The sequence below is a fragment of the Pseudomonas sp. FG1 genome, assembly GCF_034313875.1.
GTDB classification, from domain to species: Bacteria; Pseudomonadota; Gammaproteobacteria; order Pseudomonadales; family Pseudomonadaceae; genus Aquipseudomonas; species Aquipseudomonas veronii.
The window spans coordinates 2,464,846-2,490,295 of the sequence record NZ_JAVIWP010000001.1; the positions used below are offsets into that span (position 1 = coordinate 2,464,846).

Below are 25,450 nucleotides of genomic sequence, written 5' to 3' on the forward strand. Positions count from 1 at the left end.
TAGGCGCGGCCGGGTGTGAGACAGCGCTGTCTTTGTGGCGAGGGGTGTTCGGTAGGTTGGGGTTGACCGAGAGTGAATCGTTTCAGGTTATTGCCGCCAAGGATAATGCGGTGGGGCGTTGAGAGAAAGTGAAAATCGCAAGATGCATTATTTCGGATTTGGTAACAGTGACAGAATGTCGCTGTGGGATGAGGGGGTGGGGTTGTTGTTAGGGGGCTGGTGGATGGCCTTGGGGGAGGGGGCATATCCGTTTCTTCGGTAACGGCGGCTATGGGTTCCGCCCTTACGGCGGGTCACTTTGGAAAAGCCCCAAAGTAACCAAAGGGCTCTTGCCCCACCACTCGGCACCTCGCCTAGGCTCGGTGTGCCCGAACGCAGGCTTGAATCCGTGGGCCGCCGTCATGGGCCATCCCTGGCCCAGGACGGCTAACCCGGCGTCCTGCCGGGTTACCCACGGATTCAAGCCTGCGTTCGGCCAGCGTGGTTTAACGGGGCGCCTCAGATCAAGATCAAGAGCCTCGCTTCGCATTGTGGAGTGCTTTGGATCAAAAGCGGATCAAGAGCCTCGCTTCGCATTGTGGAGTGCTTTGGATCAAAAGCGGATCAAGAGCCTCGCTTTGCATTGTGGGGTGCTTTGGATCAAAAGCAGGTCAAGAGCCTCGCTTCGCATTGTTGGGCGGTTCTTTTTGGGGCGTTAGAAGGTGGTGCGCAGGCCCACTTGTACGCTTCTGCCTGCTGCCGGGGCGATGTCGCGCAGGATCGAGCTGGCATAGCGCACGGTTTGGTTGGTCAGGTTTTCGCCATTGACGAATGCCAGCCACTGGCTGCCGCCGACGTTGAAGCGATAGCCGGCGCTGGCGCCCAGTGTGGTGTAGCCGTCGGTGCCGCTTTCGTTGGAGGGCACACGGCCTTGTCCGGCGGCGTGTTCGATGTCGATGCGCGCTTGCCAGCGGTCCAGTTCCCACAGCAAGCCGCTGTTCAGGCGCAGCGGTGCGATGCGCGGCAGGGCTTCGCCGGTGTCGAGGTTGGTGGCGCGGGTGTAGTCGCCCGACAGTTCCAGTGCGAACTTGCCGTAGGCGCCTTCGCCGAGCTTCCAGTGATCCTGGGCTTCAAAGCCGGCGAAACGGGCGCGCACTCCCGAGTATTCGTATTCGGGGATGCCGCCGGCGTCTTCTTCACCTTCGTCGTTCAATGTGCGACCTGTGCCCAGCAGGCCGATGTAGTTGGAGAAACGGCTGTAGAACACGCCGAAGCTGCCCTTGTGCGTGCCGTTGTCAAAGCGCAGTGCGAGGTCGCTGGATACGGCTTTTTCTTTCTTCAGGTTGGCGTTGCCCAACTCGTAGGTGCCGGTGGCGACGTGAGCGCCGTTGGCGTACAGCTCGTAGAAGGTCGGCGCGCGTTCGGTGTAGCCCAGGGTTGCGGCCAGCGACCAGATCGGCGTGAGGGTGTACACCGCGCCGGACGACAGGCTGCCGGCGGTGAAGTCGTTGGTCTTGTCGGCATTGGCGAAGCGCGCGTTGCCTTTGCTGTCCGGGTCGACGCTGGTGTGCTCCAGGCGCCCGCCGAGGCTGAGTTTCAGGCGCTCGGTGGCCTGCATTTCTTCGAGGATGAACAGCGCGCCGGCGTTGGTGTCGGTCTGCGGCACGAAGGCTTCTTCGCCGAGGGCCGAGAACTCGTTGCGGGTCACTTGTGCGCCGACCACGCCGTCGAACGGGCCGAGCGGCTGGTGGCGCGCTTCAACCCGGGCTTCATAGCCTTTGTTCTTGAAGATCGTGCCGGTTTCGCCGCCTTCGATTTCGCGGTGCTCGTAGTCGGTGTAGCCGGCGTCGAGTTTCACCGAGGTGAACGGGCCCTGCAGGTTGCGCACCTCGGAGGCAAACGCGTAGTGGTCCTGCTTCATGCGGATCCGCACAGCCTGTTCGGCGGGTGAGCCGTAGTTGCTGTCGTAGGTGCTGTAGGACAGCCCGGCATAACCGTCGTCCCAGGTGTAGGAACCGCCCAGCGCACCGCCGTCCTGGCGCCCGTCGCTGTTGCCCAGGCGGCCGTTTTTGCCGGGGCCGTCTTCGGCTTCCGGGGCGTGGCGGCTGCGGGCTTGGCCCGGGATTTTGAGGTCGTTGAATTCCCGTGCATTCGCGTCCAGGTGCAGGGCGAAGGTGCCGTTGCCGGCTTCGAGTTTGCCCGCGCTGCTGCGCGTGGTGTCGGCGCCGCCGTAGCGTAATTCGCCGGCGCCGTGGATGCCTTCGATGGCTTCGGTGGGGATGCGATTGTCGAAGGTGTTGACCACCCCGCCGATGGCGCTGCCGCCGTACAACAGGGCCGCCGGGCCGCGCACGATTTCGATGCGGTCGACGTTGACCGGGTCCAGCGGCACGGCGTGGTCGTAGGACAGCGACGACGCATCCAGCGCGCCCACACCGTTGCGCAGCAGGCGAATGCGGTCGCCATCCTGGCCGCGGATGATCGGTCGGCTGGCGCCCGGGCCGAAGTAGGACGACGACACGCCCGGTTGTTTGTTCAGGGTTTCGCCGAGGCTGCCTTTTTGCTGCAGGGTCAGCTCATCGCCTTCCAGCACGGTGGTCGGCGAAGCCAGTTGCGCGCTGCCCAGGGGGTTGGCGGTGATGACTTGGGGTTGCAGTTCCAGCGCATGGGCTTCGGAGCAGATCAGCAGGGCGGCGGCGAGGGGCGACAAGCGCCAGGCAGAGGAGAGGGACATCGGACATTCCTTGGCAAACGACAAAAAGAGAAGGCGGCAAACGGTAACGAACAGCTTACGGTTGATAATTATCGTTACAATATAACATCTCTTTTTATCCTGAAAAGGGCAACTTTTCCCCAGGGGCTATATTCAATGCGGTGCTTCCACCTGTTCGCCCCGTCGGCTAAGGTGCGCGGCTGTATTTCCTCTTTTTGCAAAAGGCCTGGCATGACCGCGACAAGCAACGACCCGCTTCACGGCGTGACTCTGCAACACGTCCTCACCACCCTGGTGGAACACTACGAATGGAGCGGTCTGGCCGAGCGCATCGATGTCCGCTGTTTCAAGAGCGACCCGAGCATCAAGTCGAGCCTGACGTTCCTGCGCAAAACCCCGTGGGCGCGGGAGAAAGTCGAAGGGCTGTACGTGAAACTGATGCGTACCAAACGCCCGTTGGACTGAGCCCATGAAACGCTGTGTGACGGCGGCGGCCCTGGCCGGTTGGGTGGGGTTGGCGATTCAGCAATACCTGATTTTCTATTCGCGCTGGTCGACGGGCGCCAGCCTGTTGGGCGGGCTGGTCAACTTCTTCAGCTTCTTCACCGTGTTGACCAACACCCTGGTGGTGGTGGTGCTGAGCTACGCCGTGGTTGATCGTGATTCAGCGGCGAAGCGGTTTTTCCTGGCGCCCAGGGTCAGCAGCGCGATTGCCGTCAGCATCGTGCTGGTGAGCCTGGCCTATAACCTGTTGCTGCGGCACCTGTGGCAGCCCGAAGGGTTCCAGTTCATCGCCGACGAATTGCTGCACGACGTGATGCCGCTGCTGTTTGTCGTCTACTGGTGGCGCTGTGTGCCCAAGGGCACGTTGCAGTGCAAACACATTGGCCTGTGGGTGTTGTACCCGTTGGTGTACTTCGCCTATGTGCTGCTGCGCGGGGATTTGCTCGGGCAATACCAGTACCCGTTTTTCGACGTCGGCACCCTCGGTTATCCACAGGTGTTCGTGAATGCCGGGGGGATCCTGGCGGGGTTCGTGCTGATTGCTCTGGCGGTGGTGGGGTTGGATAAAAGCATCAAACCCCACGGATGACTCACGCTTCCTCACTGCCCTCGGCGCGCCAGTAGCCGACGGCCTTGAGGAACGCTTCATCGACCTTGTGCGTATCCAGCAGCACCCGGCGCACCTGGCGCGACAGCTTGGTTTCCATCGCGACGAAGGTGTACAGCGCACCGCTCGGCAGCGTCAGTGCGCGCACGGTGTCGAGCAGGTCGGCCTGGCCGCGCACCACCCAAATCACTTCTACCTCGGCCGCGCTTTGCAGTGCTTGCCGTTCCGCCGCATCGGCGATTTCGATCACCGCCAGCACCGTGCGCCCGGCCGGCAGTTCTTCGAGGCGGCGGGCGATGGCGGGCAGGGCGGTTTCGTCGCCGATCAGCAGGTAGCTGTCGAAGATGTCCGGCACGATCATCGAGCCCCGTGGGCCGCCGATGTACAGGTGCTGGCCGACTTGAGCCTGCTCGGCCCAGGTGGAGGCGGGGCCGTCGCCGTGCAGCACGAAGTCGATGTCCAACTCGCCGAGGTTCAGGTCGAAACGCCGTGGCGTGTAGTCGCGCATGGCCGGCTGCGGGCCATCGCCCTTGATGCTGAAGGTCGGGCTTTGCAGCGCGGCTTGCTCGGCGGCGTTCTGCGGGAACATCAGCTTGATGTGATCGTCACTGCCCAGGCTGACAAACCCCGCCAGTTCGGGGCCGCCGAGGGTGATGCGGCGCATGCGCGGGGTGATATCGACCACCCGCAGCACGTCGAGGCGACGGCGTTTGATCTCGTGGCTGACGCGATGGATGACGGGCGTATTCATTGATTTTCCCCCTGGACAGCTTGAACGGCCGGGCCGTCGACGATGGCTTGTGCGGTGCTGTTGAGCAGCGTGGCGACCCGCGCGATTTCTTCGGCGCTCCAGCGTCCGTGGTGCAGTTGCAAGGCATGACGCAGGTTATGCACCGCCTCGTGGATTTCGGGCGGGCGATCATGGCCGCGCAGCGAGCGTTTGCTCACGTCGATACGCATTCGCACGCCTTCCAGTGCAATCGCCTGCTCACTTAAAGAAAGACGACCGGCGTCGGTGATGGTGTAGCGCTTTTTTCCGCCTTCGGCATCGCCGCTGATCAATTCGCTTTCTTCAAGGAAGGTCAGGGTCGGGTAGATCACACCGGGGCTGGGGCTGTAGGCGCCGTCGAACAGGCCTTCGATCTGGCGGATCAGGTCGTAGCCGTGGCACGGCTGCTCGGCGATCAGCGCCAGCAACAGCAACTTCAGGTCGCCGGGGGCGAACACGCGTGGGCCGCGACCGCCGCGTTCACGGCCGGGGCGTTTTTCGAAGCCGTCGCGGCCGTCGCCGTGGGAATGGGGATGATGCTCTCTCATTTTGGGTCTCTCCGTTTTGGTTAAGATATAACTTAAGATATATCTTTAGACTGTTCAAGATCAGTCGACCAACGGTCGCGGCCTACTTAACTACCACCGTCCCGCGTGATGCGCCCAGCATGCTGATGGCTCTTCCCATGTGCATGGAGCCAGTGCGATGAGCACATTGATTTCTCCCCCTTACTCGCCAACCTCCTTGGAAATACGCGGTTATCTGCATCAGATCGGTCACCAGTTGCTCGAAACCGACACCCCATTACTGTCCAAGCGGCCGCTCCCCGTCGAGTTACAACAGCTTGAAAAACTCAACCAGACGCTCACGGCGCACGCGCGCGCTCACTTCGACCGCTGTCGTGCGCTGTATGCCGATGTGGCGCAGGCCGACCTGCAAAGTGACGAGGGCAAGCAACGGCTGGCGACGCTCAAGCGCGACCTCACGGCGCACTTGCAGAAACTGGACGAAACCGGGGTGTTGGGCGGCCAAAGCCTGCGCACGTTCATGGCCAACGACGCCGGCCTAGTCGCGTTGGAACTCGAAGCCAGGCTCAACATCCAGGACTCTCTGCTGCATCGTGAAGAGGCCCGCCTGGTGCAGAACCTGGGGCTCGGGCCGAGCTTTCGACCGGGCATCTATGCGCTGACGTTCAGCTATCGAGCCCAGACGATCGAGTTCGCCGGGGCCTTTGTGTTGACCGAAAAAACACCCCCGTGGTCGCGCAGCTGACCCCGGCCGACGATGCCGGCTACGTCGTGCTGTTCACGCCGGCCCGCGGCTTCGAGTCGTTCAGCTCGCTGGCCGAGATGAACCGCCGACTGCGCGAGACGATGGCGGTCGGCGGCTGGCGCAAGGAGTTCATGCGCCTGCTGCCGCGCCGGTACTGGGGGCTGTCCGTCATGGGCGTCTGGCCGTTGCAGCTGGTCCCCATCAACAGCGAACCGCTGTGCGAACACACCTACGACGCCAGGCTGGCCAAACGCGCGCTGGATATCGATTGGGCCTTGAGCCTGGACGCCAACCCCGACCATAGCGCCCGGCAGCTGCTTGCCGAGCTGGACGACGCGATTCGCGCGGCCTTGCCCGACCTCAGCCCGCGCCTGGAATTGCGCGCCCAGCGCCTGCTCGACCGTTGCCTGGAGCACAGCGCCCCGGCCTGGTATCGCAACGCGCCGAGCCACCAGCGCGAGGCCCTGGCGCGGCAGCTGAGCGAGTACGACGAGGCCCGCCAAGCCCTGCTGAACCTGTTCGGCCATGCCGCCTCGCCGCAGGCCCTGGCGCGCTATCAGTTGCTCGAACAACTGGCCGCTGACCTGGAAATCACCGACCTGGACCCCGACCGCCTGCAAGTCCGCACGCGCCGCAGTGTGGCCAGGGTCGGCGCCTACGAGCAGAAACACAACCTGACCGCGCTGGCGCTGCGCGGCCTGCACACCGGCGACGAACTGCCCGGCTCGGCGTTTTTGCTCAATACCACCCTCACGTATGCCGACGCGCCACTGCCCGAGCGCTATCAAGACCTGACCCCGGCCTATCTGGTCAGCCTGCTCGACAGCCTCAAACCGCGTGCGGAGTTTGAGGCCGTGCGCCGCGAGTACTACGCCAAGCCGCAGATCCACGCCGCCATCGAACAGATGCTCGACCGCCGCATCAATGCCCTGGCCTACACGGCCACGCTGCAAAACCACATCACCGAGGCCGACTATCAACGCGTTACCCGCCTGCGTCGCGGCACCGACGCGCAACTGCACGCGAGCAGCGTTGCGCTCAATGGCTGTGTGCTCAAGGACTTCTGGCTGCTGCGCGAGCGCGACGAGCAGGGCGCGATCCAGCGCTTGCTGCTGTGTACCCCCGAAGCGCCGCAGGCCCAGCAGTTTCATGGGTTCGACACGGAAACCGGCTGCCAGGCGCATATCCTCGGCTGGTGCGCGGACGAAACCATGCGCGCTTATCTGCTGGGGCAAGTCGCCCTCAAGTCCCATGCGGGTCTGGAAACGTTCATGGCTGGCCTGGGCTTCATTCCGGCGCGCCAGGAATATCGCCACGTCACCTTCAGCCAGGCGGCCGACCACGCCGATTGCCTCAAGGCCCTGCGCGCCCAACTGCTGGAGGTGCAGACCGACGATTACCACTGGGGCACCCCGATGTGGTACCGGGCCGCCACCGAGGCCCAGCGTCGACAACTGACTCAACTGGCGGAAAACGCCGAAGGCGCGGCGAACACCTATGCGCAAAACCCGTTATCCGACGCCCGCTTCATCAGCTTCGAGCGCTTCCTGCATGCCCAGGCCAAGACGCAGCTCAACGCCCTGCTGGGGCGCCAGCGGCAAAACGATGTCGACCCCGATACGGTGTGGGTGCATTACCCCAAAGACTTCCCGGCGTTGACGCGCCCGGCGTCGGTGTCCTACACCCGCCTGTATCGCGATGGTTATGAGGATTCGCTGGGGTTTCTCGATGCCAGGTTCGACACCGTCGCCACCTTCATGGGCCCGGCCGGAGTCGACCTGAGCAAGCTCACGCCGCGCAACGTCGCGCTTTCGGTGCGTGGCGTATGGATCGGCCAGCGCTACGCCGATGAAGTCCAGGCCAAACTGCAAAACCCGGCCAGCCCCGGTTATGCCCTGCGCCGCGACGCAACGCTGGCGATCAACCAGTTGCAGTTGCACAGCGCGGCGCTCGAATCGCGCCTCAAAGGCCATATCGCCCAGGTCGATCTGGATTGGTTTGAACGCGCCATCAAGAGCCTGGACGACACCTCGGTCGAGACGCGCAGCACCTACAACGTGCATCGCCTGATGATCGACGGCGACTGGGTGATCGACACCTTGCTGTTCAGCCACGGCGCGAATCCGGTGTTGCTCTATACACCGCAGGCGCCGGACGGCGTGTTCTTGCGCGAAGCCCGGCTGTTCAACTACCTGCTGAAAAAAAACGACGGCATGCTCGATTACTTCAGCGCCCGCGTCGGTGTGCAGTCCCGGGTGCGCGTGCGGCGTTTTCTGCAAACCGCCCAGGCCGGCCTGCCCGCAGACCTCAACAGCACCGACCTGAGCCTGGCGCGCTACGACGCGATCGAGCGCGTGCCGCCCGTGCTCGACCTGCGTCACCTGCTGCACGACATGAAGCTGCAACGCAAGATCGATGACGTTGCCGCCACCACGGTCAATCGCAGCGACATGATCATGGGCCTGGTCTGGAGTTGCCTCGAACCGCTTATCGCCATTGCGACCGCACCGTTCCCGGTGTTGAGCCTGAGCCTGGGCCTGCTGCTGGCGCTCAAGGACGGCATGCTGGCCCTGCACGCCTACAACCAGGGCGACACCGATGCGGCGCTGCAACACTTCGTCGGCTACCTGAGCAACAGCCTCGGCGCGGTGTTCACCGACCTGCGCCCGGCACTCAAGTCCATCGGCCCGCTGCTCCGGCCGATGCGCCACCTCATGCGCCCAGCAGCGCCGCGCCAGGCCATGGCGTTGATCCAGCAACTGCAGCCGCCGAGCCCCGCGCTCGCCGGTATGCAGGCGGTGTGGTTCGAGGGCCGGCCGTTGTGGGCGGGCAAAACCCCCGATGCCCTGGGCCGCTATCTGCTGTTTCGCCAGGACCCGGTGAGCGGCAAACTCGTGTCGACCGCCCGCCTGGTCAACCAGAACGCCAAGGGCCGCTGGGTGCGCTCGGGCCTCACCGGCGGGGCGCCGAAACGCCCCGCGCCAAGCCCCCACGCGTTGCAGCGCTATGAAGTTCCGCCGGAGCTGGCCAAGGACTACGAAAGCGTTCTGAGCGTGGAGTTTCGCAACACCTCCAGCGTCGATGAGTTGTTGGGCGAGGGTACCCGCGACAGCCTGCTGACCTATGAAATGGCCCCGCTCCAGGCCCCTTATCTGCACGCCTACCTGCAGTTGCGCGGCGATGCCGACACGTTCTTCGCCCAGCTCAATCCCATCGTCCCCAGGGCCGATGTACTGGCCTTCGAAGCCAGCGCGAGCCATCGGCACATCCTGGAAAGCGCCTTCAAGGAAAACCCCGGCTTGGTGGTGGGCGCCGTGCCTGGCTCGCTCGCCGCCAAACAGCTGCTGATCGACAATATGCACACCCTCTACGAGCAGGGCGTGCGGCGCCTGTACATCGAGTACCTGCCGGCGGACCTGTTCCGGGGCAAACTGGACAAGTTCAACGCCGGCGGCAGCTACCGGCACATCAGCGAGTACCTGAAAAAAGTCGAGACAGCCCTGGGGATCGCCAACGACTCGCCGCATTCCTATCGCGCCCTGATCCTTGCGGCGCGCCGGCAAAACATCGCCGTCTGTGGGCTGGACGCGTCTACCGGCTACGAGGTGGACAAAGCCTTCAACCTGAAAAACGGTGCGCTGGTCAGCCCTCGGCCCAACGCCCAGCGAAACTTCTACTCCCACACGCTGATCGAGGCCGACCTCGGCGCAAAACCCGGCGAAGGGTGGGTCGCCCTGGTCGACAGCCGCCGTCTCAACACGCACACCCAGACCCCGGGCCTGGCCGACCTGCAAAAGACCCTGAGTGTGCGCGTCGAAGACGTCGCCCCCGGCCAACCGGTGGGCATCTGGAACGATACGCCCGGCGCGATCGTCGACGACCCGGCGGCCAAAGCCGACTTCAAGCTGACCCTGCAAACCGCCTACACGGCGCCCCCGGCATTCGTCACCGCGCCTGGCCGCGCAAACGCGTACAGCGAGTTCGACATCGACTCGCGGTTCGTCCCCGAGCTGCATGAAATGGGCAAAGGCGCGCATGCGTTCGACACCCGTTATGGGTCGCTCAACCCGAAAATCGCCGCTGCCGAAAGCGCCTTCCGCAAGACCCGCGAGCGCCTGAACACAGCGGCGCAGGCGTTCTTCAAAACCCCTGAACTGCCCCCCAGGCCGACGTTGCCGGACCTGCCGGCGAACACCACGCCCGCCGACTTTATCGCGCAAAGCTACCAACACGCTCGGGGGCTGATTGTCTGCGAGAGCCACGTCGAGCAATCGAGCAAGGCGCTGCTGATCGATCAGATGAAGGCGCTCAAGCAGCAAGGCGTCAAAACCCTGTACATGGAGCACCTGTTCACCGACCTGCACCAGGCCGACCTGGATACCTTCCAGCGCACGGGCGTATTGCCCCCAGCGCTCAAAGACCGCCTGTGGACCCTCGACCGGGGCCACATGCCCGAGTACCGCGGGCCGCACACCTACACCAGCGTCGTGGAAGTGGCGGGCAAACACGGCCTGCGCATCCGCGCATTGGATTGCGTATCGAGCTACCACACCAAGGGCATGAGCGCGCCGCAGACGTCGCGCATTGCGATGTTCAACTTCTTTGCCGGCGAGGTCATCCGTCTAGACCAGGCTGCCGAGGGCGCGCACAAGTGGGTGGCGCACATGGGCAATGCCCATGTGCATTCGGTCGAAGGGATTGCGGGGGTGGCCCAGACGCAAGGGGCGATCAGCCTGCGGCTCTCAGATGTACCGGCGGGCACGGCCAGCGAGCTGCGCTCAGGGCTGCAATGGACCGTCGCCTACGGATCGTCGTTGTACCCCAACCGGCTGACGGCGATCCGCAGCGACTTCACCCTGGCTGTCGGCGTCCCTGGCATGCGTCCTCCTCGCGCCTATGTTCCCGCCGATCGTTCACGCTTGATGCGACCGGGGCAGTTCATGGTCGAGCAGCTTTCACCCCATGAAGTGAATCTGGTGCATCACTCGCGCAGCGGCGAGATCCTTTCCACGCCGGTGCAGATCGACGATCAAGGCCGCTTCTTCATCGAGCGCTGGGCAGAACTGAAGGACGAGCGGTTCAGCGCGTTCGAACGGCTGCTCTCGGCCCTCGATCAGGTGGTGAAACTCACCCACGTCCAGTAAACCTGACCCCCCTTGCTGGCGCGGGCAGGGGGGGAAGTCCAGATCCTACGTCAATAACAGCGTCGTCAATCTAGGCGGTGGCCGTTGAAGGCGTAGAGTGATGCCCTCGTGTAGTTCCGATACTACAGATATGAAGTTGTGCGTTAAGTGTCTCCTGATAACTGTACTGCTTTTATTGAATTATCTGTATGTCATTAACGTCTTACAGTCGTTTTTTTAAAAATCGTATTTATTGCATTTCTTCCTCCAGCGTAATGGCCTATTGGCCTGCATGTTTCTCGGAGCTTGCCTGCTTACTTTTAAAGCGCATTGGTCGAATATTTCCCGGCGTTGAATGTTCAGCCAAACAATGAACATTGCGCCGCGCTGTTAGTTGGAAGTGAGTCTTGACTTGCTTTTTAGTTAACCGCCTTCCTTTAAATGACTACTAGGTATTCAAGCATGATCAAGAAGTTTGCTGTTCTGCTCCCGCTGGCTGTTGCGGTATTGGGTTCTTCGGCTGCCATGGCCGCCAACGATGCAAGCACCACGATCAACATCAAGGCCGACATCCCTACCAAGCAGTTCCACGCCCAGCCCCTGGACCCCAACTTCGGTCGCGACGAAATCATGACCTACAACACCGTGACCGGCGAACTGAGCACGCTGTCCTCGATGTTCACCCTGAAAAACACCGGTGGCTCGATCGACGCCTACCTGCAGGACGGCCCGGCGGCGCTCACCAACGGCACGGACTCGATCCCGCTGACCATCACCCTGGGCACCGTGGCCCTGACCGGTAGCCCGCAAGAAGTGGCCGCCGACGCAGAGTCCAACCCCGGCCTGCAAAAGCTGATGACCATCAAGGCCGCCAAACCGGCGGACACCCAGACCGGTCTCTACACCAGCGTCGCCACCGTGATCTTCGACAACGTGCCGCGCACCGCTTTCTAAGCACCCGGCACGCGATAAGGCCGCGCCTTATCGATCACACCCACCGCCCGCAGGTTGTGTTCGCCTGCGGTCGGTTTCCAGATGGTTTGCAGTTCGCCATAGAGTATTAAGTTCATGTTCCCGATGAAACCCATCGCGGCGGCGCTGGCCCTGCTTGCCTGTTCGGCTGCCTGGGCGACGGCTGATAACAGTTATACGCCACGCAGTTTACTGGCTCAGGCGAAAGGTTTGCCGAGCGAATTCGAAGAGCATTTTTTTGATGTGCCCCTGGCCGTGCGTATCGAACGCGACGAAGTCTTTCTGGGCGAGGCGATGGTGATACTTTCGCGCGATGACCGCCTCACGCTGCTGGACTTTACCGATATCAGCGACAGCCCGATACAACCCGCTGAACGCGATACCTGGAGCGACTACCTGCAACAAGGCGCGGCCCTGGGAAGTTGCACGCAAACCTGCCCGGAGAAGATGTTGGCGGTGCATTACAACCTGGAAAACTCGCTGGTCTCGATCCTCACGGAGAACGCCGAGCACGACACCGATCATCAACGTTATTACCACCAGCCCCAGGACGGCAGCACGGGCTTGATTGTCAGCAACCAGTTGAACCTCAACGGCGGCCAAGCGCAGGAACTCGGCGGACGTTTCGGGGTTGAAGCCAGCAGCAGCCTGGGGAACTGGAGCCATGCGCTCAACCTGCAACTGGCACGCCTCGGCGGGCCGGACACCCAGCTTTATCACGCACTGTATTCGCTGTACGCCCAGCGCGAATTCGAAGGCCAGTTCCTGCGCCTGGGCTATTTCACGCCCACCTCCGAGGGGCTCAATCGCCAGCCGCGCGCGTTCGGCGCCGCGCCGGATATCGCCGTGGGTGTGATGCTCGGCAGTTCCGACAGCCTGGCCATCAACAACCCCAAGCCCAGCGTGTACCCGATCTACGTCACCTCCAACCGCCAGGGCTCGGTGGAGATTTATCGCAACGGTCTGCTGATCAACACCCAGGCGGTGGCCGCCGGTTTGCAGAGCATCGATACGCGGCCGTTGCCCGGTGGCATTTATGAAGTGGAAGTGCGCCTGGTCGAGGACGGCCAGGTCACCGCCACCACCCAGGAGTTGGTGTACAAGCCCAACAACTGGCGCAACCATGACGAGCGCTGGCGCTACAACGTGTTCGCCGGCCGCGAAAGCACCTTGTTCAACAACTGGGAGCAACGCGACAAAGGCGACATGACCGCCGGCGCTTCGCTCAATTACCTGCTGCACCCGCGCGTGATCGTCGGCTTGTCCGGGCGCCAGGTGCAGGAGCGCATGCAATACGGCGCTTCCATCGACTGGACGCTGGCGACCCAGGCGAGCCTGTACGCCAACGTCTACCAGACCCAGGACCACGGCACCGGCATGGACGTGCAAGGCCTCTACAGTTATGGCGCCGGCAGCGTGATCGCCAGCCACAACCGCAGTTGGCTGGACACCCGCAACACCTACGACACGCTGCCCGACGGCACGCGGCTGCGCACCTGGCAAACCTTCGTCGGCCAGACCAGTACCTCGTCGCTGTCGATCAACCACCGCCTGATCAACCAGCATTCGCTCAATGCACGCCTGTCCCACAGCCAGGGCAACGTCGAGGGCGTCGGCCTGGACCTGGGTTGGAGCAAACACGACCGGTTGTTCGGCAGCGATGCCAATTGGCGCCTGTCGCTGTTCGACCGCCCCGCCAGCCGCAGCACCGGCGACCGGCGCAACCGTGGCGTCGACCTGACCCTCAACCTGGCCCTCGGTGGGCCGGGCGAGCAGTGGTCGGGCAGCATCGGCTCGCGCACCTCGCGCGACGGCAAACGTGACAACAATGGCTCGCTGACCTACCGCAAAGACCTCAGCGGCCATGTGCTGCAGAACGTCTCGGCCACCGTGCTGACCGACACCTATGGCGTCGGCCTGTCCGGCATGACCAGCTTCCACGGCGACATGCTCGCAGGCGATGCGTTTGCCCAGCGCTCCTCCTTCAACGGCAACCTCACCGGCGGCCTCAACCTGCACAGCACCTTCGCCGTCGGCGGCCAGAAGGTGGCCCTGACCAGCCAGTACCACGGCGACGGCGCGGGCATGATCGTCGATGTGGAAACCGACCTCGACGACATCACCCTGCGCGCCGACGACCTCAGCGGTGGCAGCACCGCGCTGCGGCCGGGGCGCAACTTCGTGCCGCTCACTGCCTACCGAACCGGCTCGGTGGCGTTCGACTTCGACGGCAACCACCCGCCGGCGGCGAACATCCAGCCGCCGCGCAGCGCCTACCACATCAACAAGGGCGGGGTGGACTACCGCAAGATCCGCGTGATGAAAACCGTCACCGTGCTCGGTCGCCTGCTCGACCCGCAGGGCCGCCCGCTCAAGGGCCATCACGTGATCAACCATGCCAGCCGTGGCGTCAGCGAGGTCGACGGGTTCTTCTCGATGGAAATGAACGCCGGCTCGCCCACCCTGGAAGTGCGCCGGGGCAACCAGTTGCTCTGTCAGTTCCGCCTCGACCCGAGCAAGGCCCGCAGTGAAAACGATGTGCTGATGATCGGCGACCTGCGTTGCACGCCGGATACCTTGGCCGATGGCGCATTCGAGCGCCCGACGTCGGGGTGATTCACACAGGGTGTAAGCCATGAACATCGATACGGATAGGCCTGTTCGGGCGCGGGTATTTGCGCTTCGCAAGTCGAGTGGGTTGGCTTCAGGCCAACCGTTAATGAGGTGTAAAGCAATGAAAGTATTAGCCGCAATCCTGGGCGTGTGGATGGTTTCCCTGGGGGTCCAGGCGGGCCCGAATATCAACGTCGGCGTGGTCTATGACTACCTGGACGGCAGCAAGAGCAGCTACCTCAAACGCATCTTCAACGGCGGCACCAGCACCGCGTTCGTCAAGGTCGAGATCCTCGAAATCGTCTACGACGCCAGCGGCGTGCCCCAGGAAATTCCCGTGCAATCCCAGGCTGACGCCCGCGCCCGCGATGGCCTGATGGCCAGCCCCGCGCGCCTGATCGTGCCGGCCAACGGCATGCAGGGCACGCGCTTGCTGTACATGGGCGAGCGCGCCAGCGAGCGTTACTTCCGGGTGCGCTACATCCCGGTGGTGCCGGAAAAAGAGGACGCGTTTGCCCTGTCCGAAGAAGAGCGTGAGGAATATCAAAAGACTCTGCAGGCCGGCGTCAGCGTGCTGGCCGGCTATGGCACGGTGTTTTTCGTGCGCCCCAAGGACACCCGCTACGACACCCGCATCAACGATGGCGCCACTCGCTATGAACTGCGCAACAACGGCAACAGCGTGATCGTGGTCGACGAGTTCAAGAACTGTGTGGCCGGCAAGCCGACCGATTGCCATCCGACCACCAAGAACCACGTGCTGCCGGGGCGTGCCTTTACCTTCGATAAACAAACCGGGCGCCACTACACCTTCAAGCTGGTGGAAGGCGACACGCAGAAGAATCAAGAGGTGAAAGGATGAGCCGCTGGGCCGTGTTGGCGCTGTTGAGCGCGCTCAGCTTCAGCGCCCTGGCCGCCCGCGAGGAGGCGGTGTTCCAGGTGTCGGTCAAAGTCCCCACCAGTGACTTCTATGTATTGCCGCTCAACCCCGGCTTTCTGGAGCGTGAGCAAACCCTGAGCTGGAACCCGGTGACTGAAACCCTGAGTGCGCTGCGCGAGCCTTTCGATGTGAAAAACGTGTTGGGCGCGGTGGACGCTTACCTCGCCTATGAGCCGGTGCTGTTCAACGGCCGCGACAACATTACGCTCACCGTCACCTTCAATCAGCAGGTGCTGGGGCTCGACGCCATGCGCGTGGTGCCGGAAGCCGAGGCCCGTGTCGGCAAACGGGTGCTGCTGGAAATTGCCGCGCAGAAGCCTGAGGACGGTTACCTCCCCGGCCAGTACTTCGGCAACGTGCAGATCATTTTCGATGCGTTGCGCCCATGAACCGGGGGCCACGCTTGAGTTTTTTCAGAACGAGTGAACCCATGCAAATCAAAAACAAGGTGTTGGGGCTGTGGTTGGCCGGGCTGCTGGTGGGGCTGCCCGCCGACGTAACGGCGGCCACCGTGGACATCCTGGCCTCGTTCCGGCCGGACCCCAGCCAGCCGGCGCGCAACGTGTTCAAAAACCACACGCCGCCGGGTAACAGCTATTGCACCTGGGCGCCGCAGTACTGCAACGAGACGCGCTACAGCATCGGTCTTCCGATCGATTTTCGGATGAGCGCGCCGATCGTGCCGGGTGGAGACGATCGCAATCATCTGTTGTTTCATGCGCCGACCGAACGCAGAAACATCACCGTCGTGCATGACGAAACGGGAGAGGCCGAAACCCTTCAGTTCCGGATCAGTGGCATTGGCATGGTGTTCCGGTGGCTGCGGCAGGACCCCACTGTGCGTTGGGAACACGATTATCCACCGCCACCGTGTCAATCCAGCGGGGTGAGTGTCGGCAACCAATGGCTTTTCGCGTTCACCTGGTTTTTGCCGGAAGGTGTCAGGGGGTGTGCGCAAAGAGCCGCCAGCCATATCCCCGCCGAGACATTTTGGTTCGATGGCCTCGGTTTCACCTACGAATTGGTCACGCCCGACCCCCTGGGGATGAGGGCCGGGACCTACCGCGGGCAGGTGACGTACAGCGTCGGGCCGCACAAGGACTTCGACCTGGGCAACGTGATGTTACCCAACGATGAGCAGATCACCCTCAATTTCATTCTTTCGGTCGATCACATCCTCAAGGTCGAGATCCCGCCGGGCGGTGAGCGCGTCGAGTTGCTGCCCCAGGGTGGCTGGCAAGGCTGGTTGAGCCAGGGGCGCAAACCGACGCGGCTGTTCAGGGACCAGACCTTCAACTTCTATTCCACCGCGCGCTTCAGGATCGGCATGGAATGCCAGTACGTCGAGGCGGCAGACAACACCTGCCGGATCCGTGACGCCAGGTCGGGGCGCTCGGTGCCGTTGCAGGTCGGCGTGACCATGCCCCACGGCATCGTCGACCCCGAAGGTCAGCCGGTCCAGCGCCGTCCACTGCGGCTGGACGGCAGCGGCACGCACCTGTTGCTGTCGACGATGTTCGTCGACCGCAAGCCTGGCACCCTGCATTTCGAAGTGGCGCGCGACGATGTGGAGACGATGTTGCAGCCCGGTGAGTCCGGCACCTATGAAGGGAACGTCACAGTGATCTGGGATTCGGAGGTGTGACCCGCAGGGGTTGCAGGCGCGGGCATGCGCGCGCCTGCAGTGCCCTCATGTGTCGGACAACGGCGCCCGGTTACGCTGTTGAGCGGCGTTTTTCAGGGCTGTGCGGGTCAGGTCGCGCATCCAGTCCTTCTCCTTGTAGCCCAGGTCGTTGAGCAGGCGGTTGTAGAGCGCGTCGCTGATCGGCGTGTCGCTGAGCACGAGGTTTTCGGCCGTGTCCAGTTCTTCCGCCAGGGCCTTGAGCTGCTCGGCGAGCCGGGCTTTTTGCTGCGGCTCCTGTTCTTCGCGCCATTGCGCCTGCAGGGTTTGCAGGTCGTCCAGGCGGTAGAACTTGTGCGTGTACTCGGTGAGATTCTGTTGATAGCGGTTGTCGTAGGTTTCCTGCAGGAAGGTCTCCCAATACGGCTCGAGCAGCATCTGGTTGACCAGGCCGTCGCCCTGGCCCATTTCCCTTACCGTGGTGTACGCCTGCTGGATGCGGTCCGGGCTGACATTGGCGGTGTCGCGGTAGAGCATGTGGTCCGACAGCCAGGGCAAATCCAGCCTGTTGGCCAGGGCGGTCTGGTAGGCCAGGTGGATATCCACTTCGTCCACCGCGCCGGCCTCGCCGTCCACCAGCTCGGAGCGCAGGCGCTGGCCTTCGCCACCGGCGTCGATGGGCCGCAGGCGCCGGGCGACGTCCGCCTGGGCCACCAGATTCAGGTGCTTGAGGCGCGCCGCGCCCTTGGCCAGGGTCACCAGTCGGCCTTCGAGTTCAGCCAGTGACGCGGAAAAGCGCCGGGCTTCGCTGGCCATGACCTCGATCCCCATCTCATTGAAAATCTGCGCGCCGCCGTCGCCGCACAAACCGGGGAAGCTCGACAGCTTGAACAAGCGCTCGCGCAGGGCGCTGTCGGCGTGGGTGGCGTTGATCAAGCGCCATACCCGTTGCGTCAGCTCCGCTTGGTTGCGGGCGTAGCGCTGCTGGTCCTGGGGGGTCTCGAAAAACTCGGGCGGCTCAAGCAGCTTGATGACTTCGAAAAAGCCCTGGGAGCCGTGTTCGTCTTCGACGGCGTCCCACAGCTGCTCGCGGACAAGCCGGGTGTTGGCGTCGACGCCTTCCAGCCAGGGATCGCTGCTGCCCTGGGGCTCATAGGTGCGATACGGGTCCAGCCCGGCCTCGTTGCGGTAGCGTTCGTACAGAGTGCGCTGATCGTCGTTCAGCGTGTTGCGGTCCAGGCGGGTGCGCGCCACGGTGCGCGCAGCCGTGGGTTCCGGCGTCAGGGTGGGCAGGGCGCGGATCGGGTTGCCGCTCAGGTTCAGGTCGAACGCATCGTTCCTGGGGTGGGCAAACAGGCCGCGGGGCCATTGGCCGATCTGTGTGTGGCTGAGGTCGAGGCGGCGCAGGTTGGGCATGCGCGTGATGTCCGGCGCGAGGCTGAGCGGGTTGTGGCTGAGGATCAGGACTTGCAGGCGGCGCAGGTTGCGCAGGCGCGTCACGTCTTCGGGGAACAGGGCCATGCGGTTGCTCGCGAGGTTGAGGTTGCGCAGCAAACGCATCGCGCCAAGCTCGACCGGCAGGCTGGTCAGGTGGTTGTCGCTCAGGTCCAGGGAGTGCAGCGCCGGGAAGTGCTTGAGCAAGCCGCAATGGGTTTGCCCGACGCTGCTCTGGCTCAGGTCCAGGAACGTCACATGTTCAAAGTTGACGGTCAGCGCGGGCAGCGATTCGGGTAGCGGCATGCCGTTCAGGTCCACGCGCGCGCCGTGTTGGGTGCGGCCCCAATCGTCGGTGTATTCGGCGTAGCGGTCGGCCCAGGTCTGTTCGAGGAGCAGCGCCAGGCGTTTGCGGCTGGCCAGTTGTTGACGCTCCTGGACGCTGCCTTTGGGGTGATGGGTGGGCGATTGTTTCCAGGTCTGCAATTGGCTGTGCAGGGTTTGTTTCTCCAGGGTCAGGTCGTTCAGAGTGGTGCCCAGTTGGTCGGTGGGGATCGCCTCGATAAAGCGGCTCAGCCGTTGCTCGCTGAGGCTCGGAAACAAGCGTTGCAAGACCTCCCTGGCAAACGTCGCCGGGTGATCGGCAGGCGCGGCGCGGCAGCGGCTGAGCAGCGGGCCGCCGAGCAACTGTTGGGTGTGCCGCTCCATCACCCGGTGAGTCGCCGGCTCAGCAAGGAGCGTGCGGCGCTCGGCCAAGGGTTCCAGGGCGGTCATCAGCCAGCGCCGCAGGTCTGCACCTTCGCCGGGGCGGTAACCCAGCCCGCTGTGCGACGCGGCGGGCAGGCTCGACAACACGGCTTCGTACAGATTGGCCGGGCGGTGCAACGGTTGGCCGGCACCGTCATAGACCGCATAACCGAGGCTGTTGTGGACCAACACCCGGCGAGTGGTGGCAGTGTCCGGGCCGGCCTGGCTGCGCAGGGGGCCGGTGACGGCGCCGTTGCGGATTTCAAGGTGCAGGTCGCTGAGCACGTCGGCGTGCAATTGCAGGGTCTTGAGCACCAGGGTTTCCGTGGCCGGGCTGGGCGACGCCGGTGGATAGAAGCCTTCGTAGGCGCGTGCCGCCTCGGCGGCCACGTGCAGCTCGTCGGCCAGGTTGCGCAGACGCAACGGCCCGCGCCGGTGCGCGGCCAGGGCCTGGCGTTCGGCGGGGCGGGCGGTGTCGAGCAGGCGGCGGGCCAGGCTCAGGTCGAGGTCGGGATGGTCGTGGCGCAGGCTGATAATGCTGGGGTCGTCGCTCTCTTCACGGGCGCGGTAGACCGCCGGGGCGATGTCGCGGCTCTGGCTCAATACGTAGTCGGCCAGTTGCTCGCGCAACGCGTGTACCCGCTGCGACTTCGGCACCTCGGCGCCCAGCAGGCGGGTGATTGCCGCTTCATCGAGAAAGCCCAGCACCCGTTCCGGCAAGTGCCCGGACAGCACTTCGCCGAGGCTGATGCGCAAGGTGTCGGCGGCGCTGGCTTGCGCAGCGCCATAGCGGTGCGAGCTGCCGCTCAGGTCGGGCTTGAGGAACACTTGCAGTGCTTTGTTCCGGGGCCAACCGTCGAGTTCGGTGACCATCTGCTCGAACCAGTCCGAACTCGGGTCGGCGCTCAAAGCCTGCCCGGCGCGGATTTTTTCGCTGGCCACCTGGATGGCGTCGGCCGCTTCGAGCCGTTTGAGGCCGGCATCGAGCAACGGCGGCAGTGTTTCGTTGTACTCGTACATGCGGCGTAGGGCGCCGTCTTCGGTGGCGCTGGCGACTCTTAGCTGTTCCAGCTGCGTGTCACTGAACGGTTGCACCCGATGCCCGAGACGTCGCAGCAACTGCGCACGCTCCCAGGTGCGCGGGCGTTCGCCCTCGTGGGTCGCCGCGCCGTCGCCATTCAATTGCAGGCGCGGGCGGTAGGCGTCCGGACGTTCGGGGTGGACCACGCGGTGCGCGTCGCTGAGCGGGTCGTATTGCACCTCCAGGTGATGGTCGCCCAGGGCCAGCAGGGTTTTGCCGTCATGCTGATGCAGGCCCGCGGGCGACGGTATCGAATCGGCGGGGATCGGGGTTTTCCGGGCGAACGCGCTGATGTCCGGGTTCCACAAGCGCCGGCTGCCGTCGGCCCGCTGCACCGGGACCAGGCCTTCGATGAAGGGCGAGAGCTTGAGCCGCACCAGCTGACCGATGTGGCCGCCCGCGGCAAACAGGGCGAACTGGATCACGCTGTCGGCCACCCCCGCCACATGTTCCCAGGCTTCGGTGCGCCGGCCTTCGCTCCAGTCGACGACGCCTTCGCACACCTCGTCCATGATCTGGTAGGCGCTGTAGACCAGCATCAGTTCGCCGAGCACCGGCACGAAGGGCGTCAGCACCAGCAACGCGGCATTGAGGAGGTCGGCGAGCATCTGCTCCAGGTTGTCCCACCAGGCCCAGCGGGCGTGGCGTTCGACGTCGGTGCTGGACACGGCGATAGTCCGCGCATCGTTGACGATTTTGTTCAGTTGCACGCGATACAGGTAACTCCACAGGGTGTCCGCGTGGGGTGTCGGCGGGCGCTGGCGATAATCGTCCAGCCAGCGTTGCACGCTGAAGTGCAGGTTGGGGTCGCTGATCGGCGTGTCTTTCCAGCTCGGCCCGCTGTCGGTGCGGGCTTTTTGGTGCCATTGGATGTGGCTGAGGCGCGCATTGAGCCCGGCAAAAAAAGCCCCGCGCTCGGCATGGGGCACGAACTGGCTGAAGAACACCTGGTAGCGCGCCTTGTCGCGCAACTGACGGGTCAGTTCGGCCATGAACGCCTGGGGCGACGGGTATGCCTTGAGCGGGTGTTCGGGGTCGTCGGCGACATAGGCGATCACCCGAGGGCCTGGCGCGGCGATAAACAGCACGATGCCCACCAGCGCGACGTTCATCACGCTGAGGGTGTAGGCCTGGAGCGGGCTCGGCCGGTCGTTCAGCAGGTCAAGCATCGAACCGTGCGTATCGGGCATGAGGTCGCCCTTGGCCAGGGCCAGGTGGGCGGCGCTGTTCAACGCGGCTTTGTGGCGTGCGACCACTTCGTCGTGAACCGTGCGGGCCAGCGGCGGGTTGTTGAAGCCGAGCGCCTGGCTGAGCTTGAGTTGATACTGCGCGCCGAGATCCAGCTGGCGGCAAATAGCTTTGAACCCCTGCGCCGTGAGGCGGGCGCCGCTGGTGCGGTGGGTGATCGACAGCACATCGCGCTGGCCGCGTGCATCGCTCGGGCCGAGGAAGGCGAAGTCGAGAAAGTCGTCACTGGCGGCGAAGTTGCCCAGCGCCGCATCGAGCAATGACACGGTCTTGCTGGTCTGTGCGCCGCTGATGTTGATCTTCCACCAGGCCAGGTTGGCTTCGACATAGAGGCGCAGGTAGGTGTTGCGCACATCCACCGTGCCATAGTCGCGCAGGGCGTGTTTGAGCAGCGGTTCGGCGAAGGCGTACACATCGTTCAACCCGGCGAGCCGTTGGTCCAGGCGGTTTTGTCGCTGCCAGTGCTCGGCAATCGCGGCCTTGAGCGGGGCCGGTGCGCTCAGGCTGTTGAGGCGCGCGGTTTTCAATGCGCCGAGGCGTGCGGGCGTGGCCTGGGTGAGCCAGGCCGGCAGGGCGTCGCGGATGTGCGCGTAGTGGGCGCCGTTGAAGGTGCTGTCGAGTGACGGTAGAGCGGGCATGGATCAAGTCCTGTAAAGGGTGATCCATGAGTGTGTGTGGCGGCGTCGCGCCGCGGTGGCAGATAGGTAGTGCAGCCGGGCGTCAGGGTTGGCGGGCCAGGCACAGCGTCGGGTCGCCTGGTTGCAGCAGCGGGTTGAGCATCGGCGCCATGCCCTTGAGCACCTGCACCGGCAAGGCCGAGGTGAAGGTGAAGTGCTGCGCCGACGCCCCCGGCACAAACGCGGTGAGGGTGCCGAAGTGATGCGCGCCGATGTAGAACACGAAGGTCGCCGTGCGGTTGATCGATTTCGAACTGAGCATGCGCCCGCCGGGCCCCATGGCCTCGATGCGGTTATCGCCGGTGCCGGTTTTGCCGCCCATCGCCAGCGCCGTGCCGTCCGCCAGTTTGAAGCTGCCGGCCACTCGCTTGGCGGTGCCGGCGTCGACCACTTGCGACAGCGCGCCGCGCAACGCCGTGGCGACTTCGCTGGGCAGCACCCGTTTGCCGCGGTTCGGGTCGTTGACCACGCGGGTTTCATAGGGCGTGCCGCTGGCGAATTGCAGGCTGTCGATACGCAGCACCGGCAAGCGCACACCGTCGTTGAGGATGATGCCCATCAGTTCCGCAAGGGCGGCGGGGCGGTCGCCGGAACTGCCGATGGCGGTGGCCAGCGACGGCACCAGATGGTCGAACGGGTAGCCCACGGCCTGCCAGCGCTGATGGATGTCGAGGAACGCTTCGATCTCCAGCATGGTGCGGATCCGGCTGTCACGCGCACTCTGGTGACGGCTCTTGAACAGCCAGCTATAGACCTCCTGGCGTTCGAATTCACTGGCTTTGACGATCTCGTCGAAGCTCGCCTCTGGGTGGTTGAGCAGGTAGCCCAGCAGCCACAGGTCCAGCGGATGCACCTTGGCGATATAGCCCTGGTCCGGCAGGTCGTAGGCGCCGGGGCCGTAACTCTGGTAGAGCCGTTCGAGGCGCTCGTCGCTGAGCGTGTCGGGGGTTTTGAGGTTTTTCAGGTGCGAGCGCACGAAGGTGTTGAAACTCGCCTGGCTGGCCTGGGGCAGCAAATAGCGGTGGACGGCGGCCAGGCGGATCGCGGTGGGGTGCAGGCTGTCCATGAAGGTGTCGAGCCGGGCCTGGGTGTCTTTGTGGCGGTATTTTTTCCAGAACTTGAGCAGGAACGCGGTGCCTTCGTGGTCGGCGAACTTGGCCAGGTATTCCTGGCGGCGCGGGTCGTTGTCGTCCTTGAGCAGCCGTGCGCTGTTGTCTTCGCCCGAATAGGTGGTGTAGCGCACCAGGTCGCGCATCAGGCGAATGAACGGCAGGTTGATCGACTCGCGCAGGGCATCGCGCAAGGTCGGGTTGCGGCCGTTGTCTTCGTTGCGAAAGTTATGGAAGCGGTGCAGGCCGCCGCCGGTGAAAAACGCCTCGCCGGGGCTGGCCGAGTAGGTGCGGTCGAGGGCGGCGTCGAGCATTTTCGCCAGGTCGCGGTCGCTGTGCTGGATCAGGTAATTCAGCGCCCAGCGCGAGAGCACATCCTGCTCGGGCAGCTCGACGCTTTTCAGCTCGGCGGGCGTGCGCGCCTGGTAGCGTGCATGCAGCTCGGTGACGATCTGCAGGTAGGTGGTCAGCACCCGCAGCTTGGCGGTGGAGCCCAGTTCGAGTTTGCTGCCTTCGTTGATATCGAACGGCTGGTCGGTGTTGTCGGTCTGCACCCGCACGCGTGCGCCGTCGGGCGTCAGTTCGTAGAGGGTGAAGCTGTAGCGCACCTGCGGTGTGCTTTGCGGCGTCAGCAGGCGCGGGCCGAGCAGGCCCATCTGCGCGGCGAACGCCGGGTCGGCCAGGTGCTTGAGGTAGTCGGTGGCCTGGGTTTGCAGCGCGTAATGCAAGGTGCTGGTGGCCGACAGGTCGAGGCGGTCGAGGTCATACAGCGAGCGGTTGAGCAGGCTGGCGAGACGGCTGCGGGCGACGTTGATGGCTTTGTTGGTTTCTACCGGCTGGAGGGTCGGTTGCTGCTGCCAGTCGCGGTAGGTCACGTGGCTGGCGAGGGCGGCGGCGGACAAGGTGGCGGGGATCACCTGGTTCTGCGCGAGCAGGCGGATATGGCTGTCGGTCAATTGCGCCAGCTCTTCGCGGCCTTTGGTCAGGTAGTGCGAGGGCCGGCGTTGGGCAATCATCAGCGACAGCACCTGGCGCAGGGCCAGGCCGCGTCTGGCCAGGCTCGCCGGGTCTTGCGCGCTGTCGCTCAGCGCCTGGTTGACCTGATTGAAGTCGGCGCCGTACCACACCCGCAGGCCTTCGGCCAGGCCATGCACTTCGCCGTGGCCCGGCACGGCGGACAACGGCACGCTGTTGAGGTAGTCGCGCACGATATTGCGCCGGCTGCCCGAGGTGTCCGGCCCGGCCTGGTAGGCCCGCACGCTGGCGGACATCATCTGGCGGATTTTCTCGCCGCCGGACAAGGTCAAGCCGTCGGGCGAATGGCGATATTTCTCGAGCTGCGTGGCCAGGGTGCTGCCGCCGGCGGTCTGCCCCGGCAGATGCACGAGTTTGGCCACTTGCGACCAGGCCGCCTTGGCAAAGCGCGGCCAGTCCACCGCCGGGTTGGCCAGCGGTTGCGTGGGGTCCAGCAGGTCGCGGTCCTCAATGAACAGCAGGCTCTGCACCACCAACGGCGGAACCTCGGCAAAGCTGGCGTAGAGCTGTTGCGGGTAGGTGAAGGCATACAGCGGCGCGGCGCGGCAATCGGTGATGCTCAGGCCGGCCTGGACTTTTTCCGCGTAGGGCACGAACAGCCCGTGCTCGGCATAGCCCAGCAAGGCCGGGGAGAAGCGTGTCTGGGCCTGGATCAGGTAATTGCGCTTGAGCAGGCGCGGTAGGAATTCATTCAGCGCGCTGTAGCCCAGGCGCCGGTCGAACGGGCCGTCGCCGGGGTACACGATGGCATCGCTGGCGCCGGGCTCCAGGCGATAACTGAGGGTGGCGGCCAACGGGCTCAGGTAGCGGGCCTGCAGGCGCGAGGTGTGCATTTCCACGCTGGCGGCCCAGCCCAATGCCAGCAGCGCGAGCAACAGCACCAGCCACACCAGGCGCCACCACCCGGATCGCCGGCGGGCGCTGTGTGGCAATGGCAGTTGATCCGGGCTGTCGGTTGGCAGCGCAGCCTGTTTCGAATCGGTTTGCCATAAAGCACCCATAGTCG

The 25,450-nt window shown here is 64.2% G+C and carries 14 protein-coding genes; 9 read left to right on the forward strand and 5 right to left on the reverse strand.

Annotated features, from left to right (window positions below; all coding sequences use genetic code 11):
• Positions 1-694: 694 nt before the first annotated feature.
• Positions 695-2,713, reverse strand: a complete 2,019-nt coding sequence (locus RGV59_RS11385; RefSeq protein ID WP_046384575.1) for a TonB-dependent receptor — start codon at positions 2,711-2,713, stop codon at positions 695-697.
• A gap of 210 nt (positions 2,714-2,923) precedes the next feature.
• Between RGV59_RS11385 and RGV59_RS11390 the strand changes: the two genes are divergently transcribed.
• Together RGV59_RS11390 and RGV59_RS11395 are read left to right on the forward strand one after the other, a co-directional pair.
• The gene (locus RGV59_RS11390; RefSeq protein WP_010212838.1) at positions 2,924-3,157 is read left to right on the forward strand and encodes a VF530 family DNA-binding protein; all 234 of its coding nucleotides are present in this window, start codon (positions 2,924-2,926) and stop codon (positions 3,155-3,157) included.
• A gap of 4 nt (positions 3,158-3,161) precedes the next feature.
• Entirely contained in the window at positions 3,162-3,785 is a 624-nt protein-coding gene (locus RGV59_RS11395) for a Pr6Pr family membrane protein (protein WP_079442924.1), read from the forward strand.
• A 1-nt stretch (position 3,786) separates the two neighbouring features.
• On the opposite strand, the gene RGV59_RS11400 is transcribed toward RGV59_RS11395, so the two are convergent.
• Entirely contained in the window at positions 3,787-4,554 is a 768-nt protein-coding gene (locus RGV59_RS11400; RefSeq protein ID WP_126586211.1) for a siderophore-interacting protein, read from the reverse strand.
• Complete coding sequence (locus RGV59_RS11405) at positions 4,551-5,120, reverse strand: PadR family transcriptional regulator (protein ID WP_017844567.1); 570 nt, start codon at positions 5,118-5,120, stop codon at positions 4,551-4,553. Before RGV59_RS11405 ends, RGV59_RS11400 begins: the two co-directional genes overlap by 4 nt.
• A 157-nt stretch (positions 5,121-5,277) precedes the next feature.
• Here RGV59_RS11405 and RGV59_RS11410 point away from each other — a divergent pair, with 157 nt between their 5' ends.
• From RGV59_RS11410 to RGV59_RS11440, 7 genes are all read left to right on the forward strand, one after another.
• Entirely contained in the window at positions 5,278-5,844 is a 567-nt protein-coding gene (locus RGV59_RS11410; RefSeq protein WP_141122993.1) for a hypothetical protein, read from the forward strand.
• Complete coding sequence (locus RGV59_RS11415; RefSeq protein WP_322246948.1) at positions 5,829-10,988, forward strand: membrane-targeted effector domain-containing toxin; 5,160 nt, start codon at positions 5,829-5,831, stop codon at positions 10,986-10,988. Before RGV59_RS11410 ends, RGV59_RS11415 begins: the two co-directional genes overlap by 16 nt.
• A 441-nt stretch (positions 10,989-11,429) precedes the next feature.
• Entirely contained in the window at positions 11,430-11,921 is a 492-nt protein-coding gene (locus RGV59_RS11420) for a CS1 type fimbrial major subunit (RefSeq protein ID WP_017844569.1), read from the forward strand.
• Positions 11,922-12,035: 114 nt separating this feature from the next.
• Positions 12,036-14,555 carry a TcfC E-set like domain-containing protein gene (locus tag RGV59_RS11425; RefSeq protein ID WP_126586153.1) on the forward strand — a complete coding sequence of 840 codons (2,520 nt, stop codon included), beginning with the start codon at positions 12,036-12,038 and terminating at the stop codon, positions 14,553-14,555.
• 118 nt (positions 14,556-14,673) lie between these two features.
• The gene (locus RGV59_RS11430) at positions 14,674-15,414 is read left to right on the forward strand and encodes a molecular chaperone (RefSeq protein WP_126586151.1); all 741 of its coding nucleotides are present in this window, start codon (positions 14,674-14,676) and stop codon (positions 15,412-15,414) included.
• Positions 15,411-15,881 (forward strand): CS1 type fimbrial major subunit, encoded by a 471-nt coding sequence (locus RGV59_RS11435; RefSeq protein ID WP_126586149.1) that lies wholly within the window; start codon positions 15,411-15,413, stop codon positions 15,879-15,881. The genes RGV59_RS11430 and RGV59_RS11435 overlap by 4 nt, the downstream gene beginning before the upstream one ends.
• A 41-nt stretch (positions 15,882-15,922) precedes the next feature.
• The gene (locus RGV59_RS11440) at positions 15,923-17,137 is read left to right on the forward strand and encodes a hypothetical protein (protein ID WP_017844574.1); all 1,215 of its coding nucleotides are present in this window, start codon (positions 15,923-15,925) and stop codon (positions 17,135-17,137) included.
• A gap of 45 nt (positions 17,138-17,182) precedes the next feature.
• Here the strand turns inward: RGV59_RS11440 and RGV59_RS11445 are convergent, their stop codons facing one another.
• Both RGV59_RS11445 and RGV59_RS11450 read right to left on the reverse strand, forming a co-directional pair.
• A complete protein-coding gene (locus tag RGV59_RS11445; RefSeq protein WP_126586147.1) occupies positions 17,183-22,261 on the reverse strand; it encodes an NEL-type E3 ubiquitin ligase domain-containing protein in 5,079 nt (1,692 codons plus the stop codon).
• 82 nt (positions 22,262-22,343) lie between these two features.
• Positions 22,344-25,445, reverse strand: coding sequence for a transglycosylase domain-containing protein (locus RGV59_RS11450; protein ID WP_046485821.1), 3,102 nt, complete (start codon positions 25,443-25,445; stop codon positions 22,344-22,346).
• Between the last annotated feature and the right edge of the window lie 5 nt (positions 25,446-25,450).

Bases quoted from the DNA above. Each gene is read 5' to 3' on its own strand.
- RGV59_RS11385 (WP_046384575.1), bottom strand. From the start codon at position 2,713: ATGTCCCTCTCCTCTGCCTGGCGCTTGTCGCCCCTCGCCGCCGCCCTG.
- RGV59_RS11390 (WP_010212838.1), top strand. From the start codon at position 2,924: ATGACCGCGACAAGCAACGACCCGCTTCACGGCGTGACTCTGCAACAC.
- RGV59_RS11395 (WP_079442924.1), top strand. From the start codon at position 3,162: ATGAAACGCTGTGTGACGGCGGCGGCCCTGGCCGGTTGGGTGGGGTTG.
- RGV59_RS11400 (WP_126586211.1), bottom strand. From the start codon at position 4,554: ATGAATACGCCCGTCATCCATCGCGTCAGCCACGAGATCAAACGCCGT.
- RGV59_RS11405 (WP_017844567.1), bottom strand. From the start codon at position 5,120: ATGAGAGAGCATCATCCCCATTCCCACGGCGACGGCCGCGACGGCTTC.
- RGV59_RS11410 (WP_141122993.1), top strand. From the start codon at position 5,278: ATGAGCACATTGATTTCTCCCCCTTACTCGCCAACCTCCTTGGAAATA.
- RGV59_RS11420 (WP_017844569.1), top strand. From the start codon at position 11,430: ATGATCAAGAAGTTTGCTGTTCTGCTCCCGCTGGCTGTTGCGGTATTG.
- RGV59_RS11425 (WP_126586153.1), top strand. From the start codon at position 12,036: ATGTTCCCGATGAAACCCATCGCGGCGGCGCTGGCCCTGCTTGCCTGT.
- RGV59_RS11430 (WP_126586151.1), top strand. From the start codon at position 14,674: ATGAAAGTATTAGCCGCAATCCTGGGCGTGTGGATGGTTTCCCTGGGG.
- RGV59_RS11435 (WP_126586149.1), top strand. From the start codon at position 15,411: ATGAGCCGCTGGGCCGTGTTGGCGCTGTTGAGCGCGCTCAGCTTCAGC.
- RGV59_RS11440 (WP_017844574.1), top strand. From the start codon at position 15,923: ATGCAAATCAAAAACAAGGTGTTGGGGCTGTGGTTGGCCGGGCTGCTG.
- RGV59_RS11445 (WP_126586147.1), bottom strand. From the start codon at position 22,261: ATGCCCGCTCTACCGTCACTCGACAGCACCTTCAACGGCGCCCACTAC.
- RGV59_RS11450 (WP_046485821.1), bottom strand. From the start codon at position 25,445: ATGGGTGCTTTATGGCAAACCGATTCGAAACAGGCTGCGCTGCCAACC.